At 62.6% G+C, this 17819-nt stretch carries 18 protein-coding genes and 1 pseudogene; 10 read left to right on the forward strand and 9 right to left on the reverse strand.

Going from position 1 to position 17819, the window contains the following annotated elements:
- Window positions 1–164: 164 nt before the first annotated feature.
- Complete coding sequence (locus ACLRDN_RS20845; protein ID WP_006461679.1) at window positions 165–644, forward strand: Lrp/AsnC family transcriptional regulator; 480 nt, start codon at window positions 165–167, stop codon at window positions 642–644.
- Between the two features lie 79 nt (window positions 645–723).
- On the opposite strand, the gene ACLRDN_RS20850 is transcribed toward ACLRDN_RS20845, so the two are convergent.
- Window positions 724–1245: a response regulator gene (locus tag ACLRDN_RS20850; protein ID WP_413457833.1), complete on the reverse strand. Its 522-nt coding sequence runs from the start codon at window positions 1243–1245 to the stop codon at window positions 724–726.
- Between the two features lie 230 nt (window positions 1246–1475).
- Between ACLRDN_RS20850 and ACLRDN_RS20855 the strand changes: the two genes are divergently transcribed.
- The gene (locus ACLRDN_RS20855; protein WP_413457834.1) at window positions 1476–1907 is read left to right on the forward strand and encodes a hypothetical protein; all 432 of its coding nucleotides are present in this window, start codon (window positions 1476–1478) and stop codon (window positions 1905–1907) included.
- A gap of 26 nt (window positions 1908–1933) precedes the next feature.
- Here the strand turns inward: ACLRDN_RS20855 and ACLRDN_RS20860 are convergent, their stop codons facing one another.
- Window positions 1934–2812 carry an AraC family transcriptional regulator gene (locus ACLRDN_RS20860; protein ID WP_413457835.1) on the reverse strand — a complete coding sequence of 293 codons (879 nt, stop codon included), beginning with the start codon at window positions 2810–2812 and terminating at the stop codon, window positions 1934–1936.
- A gap of 147 nt (window positions 2813–2959) precedes the next feature.
- Between ACLRDN_RS20860 and ACLRDN_RS20865 the strand changes: the two genes are divergently transcribed.
- Window positions 2960–3829 (forward strand): CPBP family intramembrane glutamic endopeptidase, encoded by an 870-nt coding sequence (locus ACLRDN_RS20865; protein WP_413457836.1) that lies wholly within the window; start codon window positions 2960–2962, stop codon window positions 3827–3829.
- A 12-nt stretch (window positions 3830–3841) separates the two neighbouring features.
- Here the strand turns inward: ACLRDN_RS20865 and ACLRDN_RS20870 are convergent, their stop codons facing one another.
- A complete protein-coding gene (locus ACLRDN_RS20870; RefSeq protein WP_413457837.1) occupies window positions 3842–4408 on the reverse strand; it encodes a pyridoxamine 5'-phosphate oxidase family protein in 567 nt (188 codons plus the stop codon).
- 213 nt (window positions 4409–4621) lie between these two features.
- On the opposite strand from ACLRDN_RS20870, the gene ACLRDN_RS20875 reads away from it, so the two are divergent.
- Window positions 4622–4942 carry a hypothetical protein gene (locus ACLRDN_RS20875; protein ID WP_413457838.1) on the forward strand — a complete coding sequence of 107 codons (321 nt, stop codon included), beginning with the start codon at window positions 4622–4624 and terminating at the stop codon, window positions 4940–4942.
- A 46-nt stretch (window positions 4943–4988) separates the two neighbouring features.
- On the opposite strand, the gene ACLRDN_RS20880 is transcribed toward ACLRDN_RS20875, so the two are convergent.
- The gene (locus tag ACLRDN_RS20880; protein WP_413457839.1) at window positions 4989–6155 is read right to left on the reverse strand and encodes a 4-hydroxybenzoate 3-monooxygenase; all 1167 of its coding nucleotides are present in this window, start codon (window positions 6153–6155) and stop codon (window positions 4989–4991) included.
- A gap of 220 nt (window positions 6156–6375) precedes the next feature.
- On the opposite strand from ACLRDN_RS20880, the gene ACLRDN_RS20885 reads away from it, so the two are divergent.
- Window positions 6376–7287, forward strand: coding sequence for a helix-turn-helix domain-containing protein (locus tag ACLRDN_RS20885; protein ID WP_413457840.1), 912 nt, complete (start codon window positions 6376–6378; stop codon window positions 7285–7287).
- A 75-nt stretch (window positions 7288–7362) separates the two neighbouring features.
- Here the strand turns inward: ACLRDN_RS20885 and ACLRDN_RS20890 are convergent, their stop codons facing one another.
- A complete protein-coding gene (locus ACLRDN_RS20890) occupies window positions 7363–8160 on the reverse strand; it encodes an IclR family transcriptional regulator C-terminal domain-containing protein (RefSeq protein ID WP_134223413.1) in 798 nt (265 codons plus the stop codon).
- A gap of 252 nt (window positions 8161–8412) precedes the next feature.
- On the opposite strand from ACLRDN_RS20890, the gene pcaH reads away from it, so the two are divergent.
- The 4 genes from pcaH to pcaD all read left to right on the forward strand — a co-directional run bounded on the left by pcaH (window position 8413) and on the right by pcaD (window position 12409).
- Window positions 8413–9105 (forward strand): protocatechuate 3,4-dioxygenase subunit beta, encoded by a 693-nt coding sequence (pcaH, locus tag ACLRDN_RS20895; protein ID WP_134223414.1) that lies wholly within the window; start codon window positions 8413–8415, stop codon window positions 9103–9105.
- Between the two features lie 19 nt (window positions 9106–9124).
- A complete protein-coding gene (locus ACLRDN_RS20900) occupies window positions 9125–9637 on the forward strand; it encodes a protocatechuate 3,4-dioxygenase (RefSeq protein ID WP_034336162.1) in 513 nt (170 codons plus the stop codon).
- A 99-nt stretch (window positions 9638–9736) separates the two neighbouring features.
- Window positions 9737–11101: a 3-carboxy-cis,cis-muconate cycloisomerase gene (pcaB, locus tag ACLRDN_RS20905; RefSeq protein WP_413457841.1), complete on the forward strand. Its 1365-nt coding sequence runs from the start codon at window positions 9737–9739 to the stop codon at window positions 11099–11101.
- Window positions 11102–11146: 45 nt separating this feature from the next.
- Window positions 11147–12409, forward strand: coding sequence for a 3-oxoadipate enol-lactonase (gene pcaD, locus ACLRDN_RS20910; protein ID WP_413457842.1), 1263 nt, complete (start codon window positions 11147–11149; stop codon window positions 12407–12409).
- A gap of 352 nt (window positions 12410–12761) precedes the next feature.
- On the opposite strand, the gene ACLRDN_RS20915 is transcribed toward pcaD, so the two are convergent.
- The 4 genes and pseudogenes from ACLRDN_RS20915 to ACLRDN_RS20930 all read right to left on the reverse strand — a co-directional run bounded on the left by ACLRDN_RS20915 (window position 12762) and on the right by ACLRDN_RS20930 (window position 16982).
- The gene (locus ACLRDN_RS20915) at window positions 12762–13379 is read right to left on the reverse strand and encodes a hypothetical protein (protein ID WP_413457843.1); all 618 of its coding nucleotides are present in this window, start codon (window positions 13377–13379) and stop codon (window positions 12762–12764) included.
- Window positions 13380–13716: 337 nt separating this feature from the next.
- Window positions 13717–14904, reverse strand: a complete 1188-nt coding sequence (locus tag ACLRDN_RS20920; RefSeq protein WP_413457844.1) for an ABC transporter substrate-binding protein — start codon at window positions 14902–14904, stop codon at window positions 13717–13719.
- A 62-nt stretch (window positions 14905–14966) separates the two neighbouring features.
- Window positions 14967–15923, reverse strand: a complete 957-nt coding sequence (locus ACLRDN_RS20925) for a PDR/VanB family oxidoreductase (RefSeq protein ID WP_413457845.1) — start codon at window positions 15921–15923, stop codon at window positions 14967–14969.
- Window positions 15924–15932: 9 nt separating this feature from the next.
- A pseudogene (locus ACLRDN_RS20930) lies at window positions 15933–16982 on the reverse strand (Rieske 2Fe-2S domain-containing protein).
- Between the two features lie 326 nt (window positions 16983–17308).
- On the opposite strand from ACLRDN_RS20930, the gene ACLRDN_RS20935 reads away from it, so the two are divergent.
- A complete protein-coding gene (locus ACLRDN_RS20935; RefSeq protein ID WP_413457846.1) occupies window positions 17309–17818 on the forward strand; it encodes a MarR family winged helix-turn-helix transcriptional regulator in 510 nt (169 codons plus the stop codon).
- The last annotated feature ends 1 nt before the right edge of the window (window position 17819 follow it).

Here is a 17819-nt window from a genome sequence, read left to right on the forward strand (position 1 = left end):
ACGCCTTTTCGGTCTTGTTGTCGTTGAGGGCTAGCTGTGTGATGGAACCACCGGACTACGATACGCCGGATGCCCCGGCATGAGTCACTTAAGATGGGAAGTTGCCGTACAATATTCAGCATCCAGTGCTGCGAAACTGAAACCGACAGAATTAAATTTCGATAATGGAACTCGACACCACCGATTTGCGCATCCTGAACATCCTGCAGGAGAACAGTTCGATCAGCAATCTGGAGCTGGCCAGCCGCATCAACCTCTCGCCCTCGCCGACCCTGGCCCGGGTCAAGCGCCTGGAAACCGAAGGCATCATCTCGCGCTATGTGGCGCTGGCCGATCCGCACCTGCTGGGCCTGAAGGTGAACGTGTTCGTCAAGGTGATCCTGGAGCGCCAGGGCGCTGAAGCCCTGGCCCAGTTCGAGACGGCGGTCAGTGCCTTCGATGAAGTGATGGAAGTCTACCTGATGACCGGCGACGAGGATTACCTGCTGCGCATCGTGGTGCCGGACCTGCTGACGCTGGAGCACTTCATCGTCGACCACCTCACCAAGATTCCCGGCATCAAGAACATCCGCTCCAGCTTTGCGCTCAAGCAGATCAAGTACAAGACCGCCCTGCCCACGCCCAAGATCAAGACGCGGCGCTGAGCTGAATGAAGCCTGCGGGACGATGGCGGAAAAAAGGGCCTTGCGGCCCTTTGTTCGTTTTTCCGCCAACGCGCCAAATTCAGTGCGAACGCCTGCCGCGCGGCAGGCCATCTTCCCGGCGTCGGCGCGGGTGGCCGGGCAAGTCGGCCAGGGCCTCGGTGATCAGCCCCTCGGAGAGGGGTGCAGCCGCCTCGCTGACATCGCACCAGCGCTCCACCATCTCCACCACGCAACGCGCATAGTGTTCGCCATCGACCGGCTTGGGCAGGTATTCGGTGGCACCGGCGGCCAGCGCCTCGCGCTCGCCTTCGGTCTCGTAGGACGGAAACACCACCACCGGCGCGCCAGCGAGATGCTGGCTGGCGCGCAGCTCGCGCAAGAGCTGCAGACCCTCGCCGCATTCCATCTCGGACTCCAGCAGGATCAGGCTGGGCACGATGCCATCGGCCTGGCGGCGCCCCTGCAGCAGGCAGCGGCGCGCTGTGGCCAGGTCGCTGCAAGCGCGGAAGTCGCAATGCAAGCCGGCGCGCCACAAGGCGAAGCGCGCCAACTCGGCGGCCTCCTGGCTGGGATCGATCATGATGATGCTGGGAAAACTCATGCTGCCGGGAAACTTTCTGTCAAAGTACACACGCCTGCCAAGGCTATAGCAAACGTTTTACAGGACTGAGCGCACGCCGGACATCGGGAATTTCCTGAGCGCAGCAGCCAGCAAGCTGACACACCGTCAGGATTTCCCCGATCGTCAGCAGCGGGGAAGATGGCTACAGTGGCAACTTCAATGCAGCGGTCCCCCGATCGCCCGTCCCCGTCTCAAGGAAACCCCCGCCGATGTCGCCATTCGCCAAAGTCCGCGTCCCTGTTCCCAGCGCCTTGCTGGGCATGGTCGAGCTGTATGTCAGCAGTTGCACCCGCATCATCACCGGGCGCGCCGATGCCATGCAGGACTGGGCGAGCGTCCATGCCAGTCCGCGCAAGGTGCTGGAGTGGTTTGCCACGGCCGGCTTCGCCGCCAGCGGAGAGTCGGCGGCCCTGGCGCCATTCCAGCCCTGCGCCGCGCGCCTGGCCAGCCTGGACCAGCTCAAGCATCGCGTGCGTCCCGCGCTGGCGATGCCGCGCTTCTGGCAGCTCGACGGCAGCAACTACGGTTTCGATGCCGGCCCGCACCTGTCCTACTGGCTCGCTGTGAACGAGGCTTCCTTCGTCCCGCTGCTGGTGCCCTCGCACCAGATGGCGCACTTCTCGCGCGCCCTGGTGGCGTGAAGTTTCGTCCCTTTTCCTGAAGGCCCCTATTTCAGGGGCAGGTAGATATCGGTCAGCAGCTCGCCTGGCGGCGTATCGGGCAGCAGGTTCAAATAGTGGAAGTACAGCGGAAAATCCCGCAGCTCCTCGCCGCTCTGCGGCAGCCACTGGCGATACAGCGGATAGATGCTCTCGCCCAGCCGCTCATGCGCACCGGCATGCCGCACCCGTGCGCAGCGCCCGCCGGGAATCTGGTGCGGCACCACGCCTTGCACATTGTCCGGCACCTCCCCTTCCACCTCGCCGCAGATGCCGAAGCGGAATTGCTCCGGCGGCGTGGTATCGGGATTGTCCCAGGCCAAACCGAAGGTACGGCAGCGCTCCACCGGTGACAGGCCCGTGGCCTTGCGCCATTCGATGAAGCGCGCCACCGTGGCATTGAGCTGGTTGACGGGACCGCGATGCGTGAGCATGGCGATGCGGATGGGTTCGACATTGACGATCTCGACTTGCACGTCCACTTTCCTTTCAGGGATGCGGAACACGAAACGCTCGTTCCAGGCAGGCCAGTCGGGAGCGCGCCGGAACTGCGAAGGCGACTGGCCGAAGGCGCTCCTGAAGGCGCGCGTAAAGGATTCCGGATTTTCAAAACCGGCTTCGAGGGCGATGTCGATGATGCGCCGCCTGGGCTGGAAGGCCAGTTGCAGGCTGGCGTGCTTCAGGCGCATCAGCAGGATGTAGCGCGCCACCCCGACGCCGGTGAAATCGGCAAATTGCCGCTGGAAATGGAACCGGGAGAAATGCGCGACGGCGGCCAGCTGCTCCATCTCCAGGGGAGCGTGCAGATGCGCTTCAATATGGTCGAGCACGCGCTCGAATCGGGCTTGATAGCGTGCCTGGCTGCTGCTTTTGCGGTCGTCGTTCATCGGGTCCTCGGTTCACGGGACATACTGTGCAAGAAATGGCAGCACAAATCCTGACCGAAATTGCGCAACGTACGTTGGCGCAAAATGCGCCGCCATGATGCCCGCCATGTTAAAACACCGCCTTTGCCGCCATTCAGGTTTTCCACCATGTCTTCACCGCTGCTGCTGATGCTGGCCATCTGCGCCGTCTGGCTCCCTGCCCTCTCCCGCCTGCCAATCGGCGGCCGCCTGACGCTTCCGCTGTGGGTCCCGTTGCTGGTGCTGTCGGTCCTTGCGGGCATGCTTGCCGGACAGGTCGACGCCATCGGCACCATAGGCCTGGCCTTGCTGGCGGCAGCCGCATGGGGAACGACCCATGCGCCGCACGCATGGCAACGCACCAGTCTGCTGGCGTTCACTTTGTTGCTCGCGCTGCTGCTGGCCGTGCATCGCTGGCCGGGCTTCCACAATCTGCTGGTAGTCCCGTCAGCGGCCATCACGGCCGATGCGCGGCCGTTCATGCTCTTTGCCAACCTGGACAAGGGGGCCGCCGGACTGCTGCTGCTGGCCCTGCTCGCTCCGCGCATCCATGCGTGGCGGGAATGGCGCGCGACCCTGCGCGGCACCCTGCTGCCGGGCGCGGTCACGATCTTCCTGGTGATGGGATTGGGGGTGCTTGCAGGGCTGGTCAGGCCGTCATTGAAATGGCCTGAATTCACGCTCCAGTTCCTGGCCATCAACCTGCTGCTGACGGTGGTGGCCGAAGAAGCCTTCTTCCGTGGCGTGATCCAGCATCGGCTGCAGACTGCATTGCAAGCCGTGCGCGGGGGACCATTGCTGGCGCTGATGCTGTCAGCGCTGCTGTTCGGCGCGGCACACCTGGGCGGCGGGCTGGCCTATGCTGCGCTGGCCGCGCTCGCCGGGGCGGGCTATGGCTGGGTGTTCCAGCGCACCGGGCACATCGAAGCGGCGATCCTGCTGCACTTCACGCTCAACGCGGTGCACTTCCTCGGATTCACCTATCCGGCGCTGGCCTGACAGGGCCCGCCGTCAAGGGGCGATCCACTGCCCCTGCCATTGATCCTGCAGCCGCTCGAAGCAGGCGCGGCGATGCTGGTTGGGCGTCAGGTCCAGCCACTCGATACGCTCCAGCCGCACATCCACCAAGGCAAAATTCTCGGCGCCATCACCACCGGCCTGCGGCAATACATGCCCGTCCTCGGGACGTGCAATGGGAGTGCCCGGCGCATGCGGCGTCTTGTACAGGATCAGCGTATGCGGCCTGGCGCCCGTCCACATGGCACGGATGCGCGCGGCATCCTGCACCACCTGTGCCACACCGTTCACGCGCAGCTGCAGATGGCGCTCCAGGTCCACCGCCAGCATCGCCACGCGGCCGTCTGCACTGATCTCGGCCAGTTTGGGGGAGCGCAAGTCGGTATGAAAACCCAGGCACTGCGTTGAGGCATCGGCCTCGCGCAAGACGATGGAACGCAGTTGCGGCGCGCCGTCCAGGCCGAGCGTGGCCAGTTGCCAGATGGTAAAAGGTGAGCGCGTGGGACTGGCGCCGCGCTGCAGTTCATCCCAGATCAGGGTGTGGAGTTCAGGCAAGTTCATGCCGGCATTGTAGAGCCTGGCGCAGGCAGGAGAAGCCTTGCCACAGCGAATCTTGCGTCAATCGCGCGGCGACATGTTCATGTCAGGCCAGCGTCAGTGCATTGTCAGAGCGATGTGCCACGATGATGAGCACGCACTATCCATCGAACATCGAAGTCCAGACCGCAGCACCTTGCCCTCCCCGCGCCACGGCGGGAAAACATGGAGCCTGGCATGAAACGCAACTGGTCCCTCAAACATTTTCCTGAACGCACCGCCCTTGGCCGCGCGCTGCGCCCGGCAAGCTGGCAGGCCGTTTCCTCACGCTGGCACCGGCATGGCCAGGCCGGGCTCACACTGGTGGCCTGCGCGCTGCTCTCGGCCCTGGGACGCGCCCTGGACCTGGGCCATCCTGCGGGGCTGGTCACCGCCTGCGCGGTCGTGCATTGCTATTGCCAGGTCTACCTCTACCTTGCCCGCCGCCGTTGCCGGCGGCTGTTCATGCGCAAGGGCAACGATCACGCGCAGGGCACGGACGTAACAGCCATCCAATGACAACGCCCGCTTGCGCGGGCGTTGGAAATTGCGGCTGGCGAACGATTCAGAATGCGCCGACGTAATTCTCTGCCAGTGCCGTCGAGAGGGCGCGCGAGTTGACCACATTCTCCAGTTCGGCGCGCTGGATCTGGCGCTGGAAGGGAGAAGCATCGTCGAAGGTATGCAGCATGCTGGTCATCCACCAGGAGAAATACTCGGCGCGCCAGATGCGCTTCAAGGCTTGCTCGGTGTAGGAGGCGAGACCTTCCTCGCTGGCGCTGCGATAGAAATCCTCGATGCCCTGGGCCAGGCGCTTCACGTCGCCGACGGCCAGGTTCAGCCCCTTCGCGCCGGTCGGCGGCACGATGTGGGCGGCATCACCGGCCAGGAACAGGCGGCCATGCTGCATCGGTGTAGAGACGAAACTGCGCATGCCGATGATGCCCTTCTGGAAGATCTTGCCTTCCTTGACGCGCCAGCCGTCGCCGTTTTCCAGGCGGGTATGGAATTCATTCCAGATGCGGTCATCGCTCCAGTTGTCCACGCTGTCCTTGGGATCGCATTGGAAATACAGGCGCTGCACCGTCGGCGAGCGCGTGCTGATGAGCACGAAGCCGCGATCATGCTGGGCATAGATGAGTTCGTCCGACGAAGGCGGTGCTTCCACCAGCACGCCGAACCAGCCGAAGGGATAGATGCGCTGGTAATCCTGGCGGCGGCTTTCCGGAATGGCCGGACGCGAGACACCATGGAAGCCATCGCAACCGGCGATGAAGTCCGCCTCCAGCGTATGCTGCTCGCCCTCGTGCAGGAAGCGCACGCGCGGCTTGCTGGTCTCGACGCCTTCGATGGTGGTGCCGCTCACACCAAAGAGCAATTGCCCCTGCGCGGCCAGGCGTGCGGCCACCAGGTCCTTGATGACTTCATGCTGGGCATAGACGGTGATGGCCTTGCCGGTCAGTTCGGTGAGGTCGATGCGATGGCGGCGGCCACCGAAGGCCAGCTCGATGCCGTGATGCAGCGCGCCTTCGCGCTTCATGCGCTCTCCCACGCCGGTCTCGGTGAGGATGTCCATGGTGCCTTGTTCCAGCACGCCGGCACGGATGGTGGATTCGATCTCTGCGCGGGTGCGGGTTTCCAGCACGACCGATTCGATGCCCTTCAGGTGCAGCAGGTGGGACAGCAACAAACCGGCCGGGCCGGCGCCGATGATGGCGACTTGGGTACGCATGATGGAGGTCTCCGTATAAAGGTCAGTCACCGTTTTCGTTCCCGGCGCGCAATGGTGCGAGTCCGAAGCGGGTGAAGTGTGATCTGTTCTTGTTCTTGGTGTGAGAGGAATCTTAGACGGCGGTGTACGAATAAAAAATGGATGATCCCGCCAATTGCTTGTACTATTTTTACAGGGCACAACAATGCCGCCCGCCCGCAACGCACAGGATGGAGACCCGATGCCCTTGCCCCGCAGCAAACCCCGCACCAGCGACGTACCGCAATTCTCCTTGTATGGCGAGGCTTCCCGGCCGGAGGATGCGGAGCCGGTCCACATCGAACTGATCGAGACGCGCAGCCGCGTGCATGACTGGCATATTGCACCGCACACCCATGCCGGACTTTTTCAGGTACTTTTTTTAATGTCCGGGCACGTCAGTGCCTTGATGGAAGAAGAGGTCTGGGAGGTCGACGGTCCGGTGGTCATCACCATCCATCCGTCCCTGGTACATGGTTTCGATTTCTCGGAGCAGGCCGTGGGATTCGTGCTGACGGTGGATCCGCACGTGGTGTTTTCGGCAGGCGGCAGCGAGGGGCATGGGGAATTGTTCTCGCCCTTGTTCCTGCGTCCGATGGCCATCGAACTGGGGCGCGTACCGGAATTGCGCGAGCGCATGGAGACGCTGCTGCGCCTGCTGATCGCCGAATCGGCCGCGCCGCGCACAGGCCACACGCTGATGCTGGAATGGCTGGCGCGCAGCGTCATGCTCTTGCTGGTACGGCTGGAAGCGGATCATCGCTCGGCGGAATTGTCCGGACGCGGCGACTTTGAATTGTTCAGCCGTTTTCGCGCGCTGGTGGAGCAGCATTTCAAGGAGCAATGGCAGGTGGCGGTGTATGCCGACAAACTGCACATCACGCCCAGCCGCCTCAATCGCCTGTGCCTGAAGCTGGCCGGGCATTCGGCCTTCGACCTGGCGCAGCAGCGCTTGATCCTGGAGGCTTGCCGCAAGCTGACCTATGTTCCCTCAGGCATCTCGACGATTGCCTATGAGCTGGGCTTTCAGGATCCGGCGTATTTCAGCCGGCTCTTCAAGCGGCACCTGGGGGTGACGCCCAAGGAATATCGGCGCACGCATGTGGAAGAATAAGTGTCCCCGTGTGCCGTTTCCGACGTTGGCGCAAAAACGAAAACCGGTGCGCCATCTTCGAAACTCAGCCAAGCCTCACAGCAGTGCGCCCAGCTCCACCTGAATCTTCAGCATGGCCGGCAGGCAGCGTTCCACCATGTCTTCCAGTTTCATGCGGGCCGCATGCACGCTGATGTTCATCGCCGCCACCACCTCGCCACGGAAGTTGCGCACCGGCACGGCCATGGTGCGCAAGCCCAGTTCCAGTTCCTGGTCCACCAGGGCATAACCCTGTGCGCGGGCGCGGGCGATTTCCAGTCCCAGTCGTTCGACGTCGGTGATGGTGTGGGCCGTGATGGCCTCCGGCTGGGCGCGCGCGAGGATGGCATCGAGCTGCGCCGGCGGCAGGTTGGCCAGCAGGATGCGGCCATTGGCGGTGCAGTAGGCCGGTACCCGCGTGCCCGGTTGCAAGGTCGTCGAGACCAGTTGCCCCGCGCTCACCGCCGCCACGCACACCAGCTGGTCGTGATCGAGCACCCCGCAGGAGGCCGCCTCCCCCAGCGAATACGCCAGCCGGTACAGCAGCGGCTGCACGATGCGCGGCAACCGCGCCGAATGCAGGTAGGACTGGCCCAGCCGCAGCACCATGGGGGTGAGCGAGAAGGTCTTGTTGTCGTGTCGCATGTAGCCCAGGTGCGTGAGCGTGATGAGATAGCGGCGCGCGGCGGCGCGGGTCAGGCCCGTCAGTTGCGCCACCTCGGCGATGGTCAGGCGCGAGCGCTCCTGATCAAACGCTTCGATCACCTGCAGGCCCTTTTCCAACCCGGCGACCAGGTCACGCTTGAGGGGGCCGTCTGCGCCCTCTCCTGCTTCCTCGATGTGTTCTAGCTGCATGCTTTCCCTGCCCTGTGGATAAAACAAGCTGATGCGCACCGTTTCCCGTTCGCTGCAGAAAATCGGCCATTTGTGCGATTCTCGCACAAAGCGGGCGCAGGGCGGATATGCTGCGCTGCGTTGGCCTTGAGAGCGGGGGTCGGCTTGCCTACTATCTGTCCACACCCAAGCACGGCGCGCCATTCGCCCATTCCGGCAGGCAAGGAATCCGAAGACGACGCCGCATTCACCCCGTCGACCTGAGGAGACCTCATGCAATTCGATGCCATCGAACCCGGTGTCTATCCGGAACTGATCTATCCCCCGTACAAGTCCACCGCCAAGCGCGGCCCCACGCAAGCGCCGCTGCGCGTACGCGACGAGACCGCCACCAACACCAACCTGTTCGCCTCGCCCAAGCTGATCCTGCCGCACGACATGGATCTCACCAAGCAGGGCAAGGGCGAACCGCTGGGCGAGAAGATCGTCGTCACCGGCCGGGTGCTCGATGAAGACGGCAAGCCGGTGCGCAATTCCCTGCTGGAAGTCTGGCAGTGCAATGCCGCCGGCCGCTACTTCCACAAGAAGGACCAGCACGATGCGCCGCTGGACCCAAACTTCACCGGCTTCGGCAAGATGCTCACCGATGACAATGGCCGCTATCGCTTCGTCTCGATCAAGCCGGGTCCGTATCCCTGGGGCAATCACCACAAGGCCTGGCGTCCGGCGCACATTCACTTTTCGCTGTTCGGCAACGTCTATGCGCAGCGCCTGGTGACGCAGATGTACTTCCCCAATGATCCGCTGTTCGCCTATGACCCGATCTTCCAGAGCATCCCTGACGAAGCCGCCCGCCAGCGCCTGATTTCGCGCTTCTCGCTGGAGGAGACGGTGGACGACAAGATGCTGGGCTATGAATTCGACATCGTCCTGCGCGGCCGCAACGCCACGCCCATGGGCATCTGAACACTAGGCAGGAGACCACATGAGCAACATCACCACTTCGCAAACCATCGGCCCCTTCCCGCACGAAGCCTGGGCCTGGGCCGTGGAACTGACTTCGCGCGTGGAGAGCAGCGCGCCGCAGGTCAAGATCAAGGGCGCCATCATTGATGGCGACGGTGTCCCCATTAATGACGCCTGGGCCGAAGCCTGGCTGCCGGGCAGCGCTGCGGCAGAAACTTCACATGCCATTCCCGGATATCGCCGCGTGCCCACCAATGAAGAGGGCGGGTTCACATTTTCGATTTCGCAGCCGCAGGCGCCGGCCGGCAAGCCGGTGGCTTACGTGACCGTGTTTGCGCGCGGCCTGGTCAAGCACCAGTTCACGGCCGTCTTCCTGGAAGATGATCCGGCGCTGGCGCAATCGGCACTGCTGGAGCAGGTCCCGGCTGACCGCCGCCATACGCTGATCGCCCGCAAGCAAGCCGATGGCAGCTACCTGTGGAATATTCACATGCAGGGCGCGAGCGAGACGGTATTCTTCGACTACACCTGAACGCCCGTTACGGCGTGACGCGCTTGGGGATCCGCAGGCTTTGGCCTGCCGGATCCCGTTTGCGTTGATCGCGCCGCGCGGGCAAGCAATGGAGACTTCATGAGCGTTTCGATCTTCGACAGCTTCCTCACCACTTCCGACATGATTGCGGTGTTCGACGACCAGGCGGTGGTACAAGCCATGCTGCGTTTCGAGCAAGTCCTGGCCGAGGCCGAAGCCGCCGAGGGCATCATCCCCGAGGCCGCTGCGCGTGCCATCGCCAGCGTATGCCGCGCCCCGCTCTACGACATCAATGCCCTGATCGTCGCCGGCCGCCGCGCCGGTGCGCTGGCCATTCCGCTGGTCAAGGAATTGCAGCGCACGGTCGCCCTCTACAGCGAGGAAGCCGCCACCCACGTGCACTGGGGCAGCACCAGCCAGGACGTGCTGGATACGGCCATGGTGCTGGTCACGCGTGAGGCCCTGCGACTGGTCGATGGCGAACTGGACCAGCTGGCGCATCGCTTGCTGGACTTGTCGCAATCCCATCTCGATACGCCGGTGCTGGCGCGCACGCTGATGCAGCCGGCGCAAGTCACCAGCCTGGGCTTGAAGTTCTGCAACTGGGCCGCGCCCCTGCTGCGCTCACGCGCGCAACTGCAGGCACTGGCCGAACGCGCCTTGCAGCTGCAACTGGGCGGCGCAGTGGGCACGCTGGCGGTGCTGGGCGAGAAGGGTCCGGCCGTGGCCGCACGCATGGCCGAGGCGCTCGACTTGAAGACCCCCGCTGCGGCTTGGCATACCCAGCGTGACGAATGGATACGGCTGGGTACCGAGATGGCCGTGCTGGCCGGCAGCCTGGGCAAGATCGCGACCGACCTGTCGCTGATGGCGCAGGGCGAAATTGCGGAACTGGCGGAGCCTTCCGGCAATGGACGTGGCGGGTCATCAGCGATGCCGCACAAGCGCAATCCGGTGTCGTCCATGATCGCCCTGGCTGCTGCCACCCGTGCGCCGCAGCAGGCCGCTGCGCTGCTGGGGGCGATGTCGCAGCAGCACGAACGGGGGCTGGGCAACTGGCAGGCCGAACTGGCCGAATGGCCGGGCTTGTTCCTGGGCGTGCACGGGGCCTTGCGTGCGCTCAATGATGCGTTTGCCGCACTGGTCATTGACGAGGCGCGCATGTTGCGCAATATCGATGCACTGCAGGGATTGGTGTTTGCCGAATCCGCATCGATTGCGCTGGCGGGCGTGATCGGCCGTCCGCGTGCGCACAGCCTGCTGGAGCAGCTCACGCGCAAGGCCGTGGCCGATGGTGCGCAACTGGTCGATGTGCTGGTCGATGCCGTGCAGGCCGATGCGCAGCTGGGCAAGGAAATCGACCTGGCCATGTTGCGCGGCTTGTTCGACCCGGTGCAGGCAACGCGGCCTGCGCGCCGCATTGCTGAAGCGCAGCTTGAACATTTGCGCGCACTGAACCACTGACTTCTCCACCTCCCTCCACCATCACGAGACAAAAGAGAGCACCTCATGAGCTACGATCCGCTGGACCATGATTTCGAGCGCGGCATGCGCAATCGCCGCAGTGTACTGGGCGACCAATGGGTTGATCGTTCGGTAGCCAGCGCCACCAACTTCAATGCCGATTTCCAGAACCTGATCACGCGTTTTGCGTGGAATGAAATCTGGGGCCGTCCCGGGCTGGACCACAAAACCCGGCGCATCATCGTGCTGGCCATCACCATTGCGCTGGGACGCTGGGAAGAATTTGAACTGCACGTGCGCGCCGGGCTGACCGCCGATCCGGCTACACGGTTGACGCCGGATGAGATGAAGGAAGTGATGATCCAGGCTTCTGTCTATGCGGGTGTGCCAGCGGGCAATACGGCGTTCACGCATGCGCAGAAAATCTTGCGTGAAGTGGGCGAGCAGATCGGTTACGCAGTGGTGCCGCAGGCGCCGGCTGCCAGCGTGCATCCGGGGGTGGGGCGTGAGGGACGCACTTCTTCTTCACCAGCGCTGCATTACACCTTGCGGGAGCCGCGTAATGGCAAGGCGCCGCGGCATACGGTGGTGCTGTCGCATGCGCTGGGGACCGACCTGATGATGTGGGACGGGCTGGCCAATCTGCTGGCGGCCGATTGCCGGGTGATCGCTTACGATCATCGCGGGCATGGCAGTTCGGAGAAGATCGACGGACTCTACAGCATGGCAGACCTGGCTGATGATGCGGCGCGCTTGTTGCGGGAGCTGGATACGGGGCCGGTGGTGTGGGTGGGCTTGTCCATGGGGGGCATGGTGGGGCAGGAGCTGGCCTTGCGCCATCCGGGGCTGGTGCGGGCATTGGTCCTGGCCAATACCACCTCCGCCTATCCTGAGGCGGCGCGCGAAGTTTGGCAGCAGCGCATTGCTACCGTGCGGGGTCAAGGGATCGAGGTCATTGCGGATGCGGTCATGGGGCGGTATTTCCATGAGGGATTCCGTGCTGCTCAGGCGGCTACCGTGGCGCGCTATCGGCATCGGCTGGTCACTACCGATGCGGTGGGGTATGTGGGGTGCTGTCATGCTGTCGGGACTGTTGATACTTCGTCCCGGTTGGGGGCCATTCTTGTCCCTACGCTGGTGATCGCAGGGGAGCTGGATCAGGGGACGCCGGTTGCCATGGCTCAGGCATTGGTTGACGGTATCGCTGGCTCCCGGCTTGAGGTCATTGCCGATGCCTCTCATGTCAGTGCTGTTGAACAGCCTGTTGCGTTTGCTGAATTGGTTCTTGGGTTTATCGGCGGGCTTTGATGGTGTTAGGTTTTTGGGCGTAGTCTGCACGGAATTTCTTCCTGCGCTCTAGCTTAATTCTTATCTCTCTCCGGTCGGGAGAACGCGCCGGGGGCGGCCCGGCAGCCGCTCACTTTTCTTGTCTCGCCAAGAAAAGTAAGCAAAAGAAGGCGACCGCAACTCCGCCGCCCTCCTTCGGAGGGTCCCCGCTTCAGTACCCAATAAAACGGGAAAAATAAAGTCGCTTCGCTCCGGTTATTTTTCTGATCCGTTTTATTGGGTACTGAAGCGGCGGCGCAGATGCGGACAGCCGAAACGGCTCGCCTTCGGCATCGCGGCGGACACTACTCGCCTTCGGCTTCGGACTTTCTCGCTATAGTCCTTCAAGCGCCCTCTCCAAATTCTTTCTCGCTGTTGCCTCATAGCGTTCGAAAAAGGTCTTCGTTCTGTATATCCTCGGACGATTCAAGAAACCTTGCAGAATCTTCTTCCGCTCTTGCATGAACAACGCTAGCGGAACATAGTCGTATTCCGCACGAATCTGCCGTTCGTATTCTTCAAAACGATCCGGTGGCGCGGCCAATATCGACAAGTCCACATCCACCAATAACGACGCGTCACCCTCCACGCTGGGCTGATGGTACCGGGTTGCCATCACCAGTGCGTGCACGCGCTGCGTAATCTCTTCCGATGCGCCCGCGTCCATCAGACAACGCCGAGCCCAATCAGCGCTCTTCTCTTCGTTGTCATGACGTTTGACGTCGTAGATGACGTCATGAAACCAGAGTGCCAGTTCAACTTCGCCAGGATGGGAGGATTCGGCGCGCAACTCTTCCCACTTTGCAAAGCATTCATCGAGGTGTTGAAGGGTGTGATAGTGGCGATGGGGTTCGCGGTAGTGTCTGAGGACCGAGTCAAACAAGTGCGTCTCGGGGCAAACCAGACCCAATTTTTTCCAGGTGAGATCCCAGCGTTGGGTGGTCGGGGTCATGATCGGGTCTTTCGAAAAGAGGGGAGGAAAGATTATCTGTCGATTTCCATCTCAATGCGAGAGAAGCGTACCAACCCGACCAAAGCCGAAGGCGAGTAGGAGACGAGGCGATGCCGCAGGCGAGCCCGTGGGGGGTGCCGTCCCCATAGAGCCAGCCGCCGCAGGAGGGCTGGCTCTTTGGGGTCGCCTTCTTTTGCTTACTTTTCTTGGCGAGACAAGAAAAGTGAGCGGCTGCCGGGCCGCTCCCGGCGCGTTCTCCCGACCGGAGAATGATAAGAATTAAGCTAGAGCGCAGGAAGAAATTCCGTGCAGACTACCCAAAAGAAAATCCAAAAACTCAAACCCCAGGATCTCGCACCTTCTCCACCTGATCAAACTCCACGTTATAGAACTCAGCCCCGCGCAACTCAGCCTTGCGCATATAAACCGTCTGCACGATATCGCGAGTAGAAGCATCGATGGAAACCGGCCCCCGCACGCTCTCCCAGCTCATTCCTTTCATGGCAGCCAGCAGCTTCTCACCGTCCGCATCGCCCCCGGTTTTCTTGAGCGATTCGTAGAGCAGATGCATCCCGTCATAGGCTCCAACGGAATGGAAGTTGGCGCGCATTCCCTTGTTGGCCTTGGCCATGGCATCCACATATTCCTTGTTGGCCGCAGAGGGATGCGCCGCCGAATAATGATGACTGCTCACCACATCCTTGGCAGCTGCACCAATCCCGGCCATCAGGTCATCATCGAGCACATCGCCGGTGCAGATGAGACGAATCCCTGCAGCCGCCAATCCCCGCTCGGTGAACTGTTTCAACACGGCAGCGCCTTCCCCGGAAGGTACAAAAACGAACAAAGCCTGCGGCTTGGCGTCCTTCACCCGCTGCAGGAAGGGCGCGTAGTCCGGATTGCGCAAGGGCACGCGCACGCTCTCCATGACCTTGCCACCGGCCTCGGAAAAAGTCTTCACGAATACTTTTTCAGCATCCAGCCCCGGCCCGTAATCGGAAACAAAGGTCACCACACTCTTGATTCCGTTCTTTGCAGCCCAGGATGCCAGCGGCGAAGTCACCTGCGCCAGCGTAAAGCCGGTGCGCACGATATAAGGAGAACGCTGCGGAATGATCGAAGTCGCGGCCGCCGTCACGATCATCGGCACCTTGGCCTGCGTCGCAATGGGCGCGGCCGCCAGCGCCAGGGGCGTCAACCCGAAGCCCATCAGGACCTGCGCCTTGTCCCGCGCCACCAGCTCCTGCGCCAGCCGCTTGGTCACGTCCGGAGAAACGCCGCCATCATCCTTCAACAGGATCTCCACCTTGCGCCCGGCCACGCTATCGCCGAACTTCTGCTGATACAGCTTTACCGCTGCCTCGATCTGCCGCCCGGTCGAAGCAAACGGCCCCGACATCGGCACGATCAGCCCGACTTTCAGTGCATCAGCTGCCCGTGCGACCAAGGGCATGCCCACTGCAGCCAATGCAGTTCCGGCCAGCACCAGGTGGCGGCGCCGGGTATTGATCATCTCGCTCATCATGTCTCCTCACGTTTTAATTTGTATAAATGATTTACGACCTAGGGCATTACTGCTTCAGAACATTACAGATCCAGCACCAGCAACGAACTGCGAGCCCGCGAACAGCAAGGCGTGAACTGATCATTGGCCGCCCTTTCCTCATCGGTCAGGTACTGATCACGATGATCCGGCTCACCCTCCAGCACACGCGTGAGACAGGTCCCGCAGATGCCCTGCTCGCAGGACACCGGCACATCCACGCCGTGTTCACACAAGACCTGGATCACCGTGCGGTCGGCGGGAATGGTATAGACCTGCCCGCTGCTGGCCAGCTTCACGTCAAACGCGCCATTGCCATCGGCCGTTACCGGCGCAGCACCAAAGTATTCGAAATGAATCTGCGGCTCCGGCCAGCCGCGCGCCCGCGCCGTCTCCACCACATGCGCGATGAAGCCGGCAGGACCACAGACGTAAAGATGGGTAGCCGGATCAGCCTGTGACAGCAAGCCCCCCAGATCGAGCTTCTGCGCCGCATCGCCGTCGTCATAGTGATGCACCACGCGGTCCGCAAATCCTGACCCGGCAATGCGCTCGCGAAACGCCTGGCGTGCAGGCGAACGGGCACAGTAATGCATCTCGAAAGATGCCCCGGAGCCCGCCAGCGCCTCGGCCATGCAGAGGATGGGCGTCACCCCGATGCCGCCGGCCAGCAGCAGGCTGTGCTGCGCCGGCACTAGCGCAAACTGGTTGCGCGGCACGCCGATGGTGAGCAGATCACCGACCTTCAACGCATCGTGCACCGCCACCGAACCACCGCGCGAATTGGCATCGCGCAATACACCGATCTGGTAGCGATGCTGCTCATGCGGCGCATTGCACAGCGAATACTGGCGCAACAAGCCGCCCGGCAGATGCACGTCGATATGCGCACCGGCGGTAAAACCCGGCAAGGGCGCACCATCCACCGAGACCAGCTCCAATCCCACGATGCCGTCGGCTTCCTCGCGGCGCTCCGCGACCTTGACCTGCAATGTCGTCATCGTCACTCCTCAGGCCGCGGCAGCCTTGCCGGAATCGGCTTCGCGCGCCAGCCACTTGTCCAGCACCTTGCGCGATTGCACCCCACCGGCATCGATGTTGAGGGCCAGCAGGCGGCGCTCGGGATACTTCAGCAGGTTGGCCTGCTGCAGCTCCAGCATCTAGCGGTCCTCGCCGAAGATCTTGCCCTGCCCTTCGCGGATGGTATCGGTCAGCTCCTTGTCCTCGGGACGGAAGTGCCGCGCCATGCCCCAGAAATACCAGTGCGACGTTTCAGTCTCGGGCGTAATGAAATCCACCACGATGGAAGAAGCCTTGTGCTCCGGCCCGGCCTCGTAACCGCCCTTGCCCGCATGCGCCACGCCCACTTCGATCATCACGTGGCTGGGCGGCGAGAAGCGGCAGATCTGCCAGCGATCCACCGGCACCTCATCGGCCAGGCCATTGCCTCGCAAGGCCATGCGCCAGAACGGCGGCGGCATGATGTTCTCCATGAAGCGGCTGGTGATGACCTGCTCGCCTTCCACCCGCGTATTGACCGGCGCTTCATCGATCTCCTTCTGGCCGATGCTGGAGGCGTGCACATAGGTCTCGTGCGTGAGGTCCATGAGGTTGTCGATCATCAGGCGGTAGTCACAGTTGATGTGATACAAGCCACCGCCATAGGCCCACTCGGGATTTTCAGCCCATTCCAGATGATGGATCTGCGCCGGATCGGCCTGCTCCTTGTCGCCGGGCCACACCCAGATGAAACCGTAACGCTCCACCACCGGGAAGCTGCGAATGCAAGGGAAGCCGCGCACGCGCTGGCCCGGCATGCTGCGCGTATGACCATCGCAGCCCATCTCCAGGCCGTGGTAGCCACACACCAGCTGCCCTTCCCGCACGAAACCCAGCGATAGCGGAGCGCCGCGATGCGGACAGAAATCCTCAACAGCGGCCACCTTGCCCTCGGCACCACGATAGAACACGATCTTCTCGCCGCAGATCTGGCGGCCCAAGGGCTTGCTTTCGATTTCGTCGGGCGTGCAGGCGACGTACCAGGCATTCTTGGGGAACATGACGGTCTCCTTGGGTGAATTCCTCAACCGGCACCGGCCTTCCAAGGCCAGTGCCCTTCTTGATGGACTGCTCCAGCTTGTTCTTTTCCGCAGGCGGCTTGATCCAGATCCTGTCGGGTCTCGCATTTATCTGCTTTAATATTCAGTACACTGAATGTTAGAAAAGTATCCGCCAATCCGCAGCGCAAGTAAACGCGCTGGCGGACTTTTTTCGTTGCGCGTTGCATCAATTGATTGAGGGAAAAGCGCGCGGACCGTACACTGCCGCATCGCTGTCTTCACCCTGCAGCTCATCCATTGCCCGATTGCATCCGACCTCATCCGCCATGCCAGAGACCACGCCACCCAAGGACGAAAGCCAGCTCATCGATCTCTACGAGCACCCCGGCCACCTGTTGCGGCGGGCGCAGCAGATTTCGGTGTCGATCTTCCATGACGAAACCGGCGGCATCATTACCCCGGTGCAATACGCGATCCTGCGCATGCTGTCGAACCATCCCGGCATCGACCAGGTGAGCTTGTCAGGTCTGGTCGCCATCGACACCTCCACCGGTGCCACGGTCTGCGCCCGGCTGGAAGAAAAGGGATTGCTGGTGCGTGAAGTCATCCCGCACAACCGCCGCCAGCGCGCCCTGCGCATCACGCAGGCCGGCGAAGCGCTGCTGGAAGAACTGATCCCCGGCCTGCAGCGCCTGCGCAAGCGCATCCTGGCGCCCCTCGATGCAGCCGAGCAGCAACAGTTCATGCTGCTGCTGGACAAGCTGGTGCACGAGAACAATCCGCAGAGCCGCGCCCCGCTGGCGCGCTTGCGCGACCCGGATTGCCAGGAAGACTGAG

The sequence above is a fragment of the Herbaspirillum huttiense genome, from assembly GCF_047300815.1.
Lineage (GTDB): Bacteria > Pseudomonadota > Gammaproteobacteria > Burkholderiales > Burkholderiaceae_D > Herbaspirillum > Herbaspirillum huttiense_A.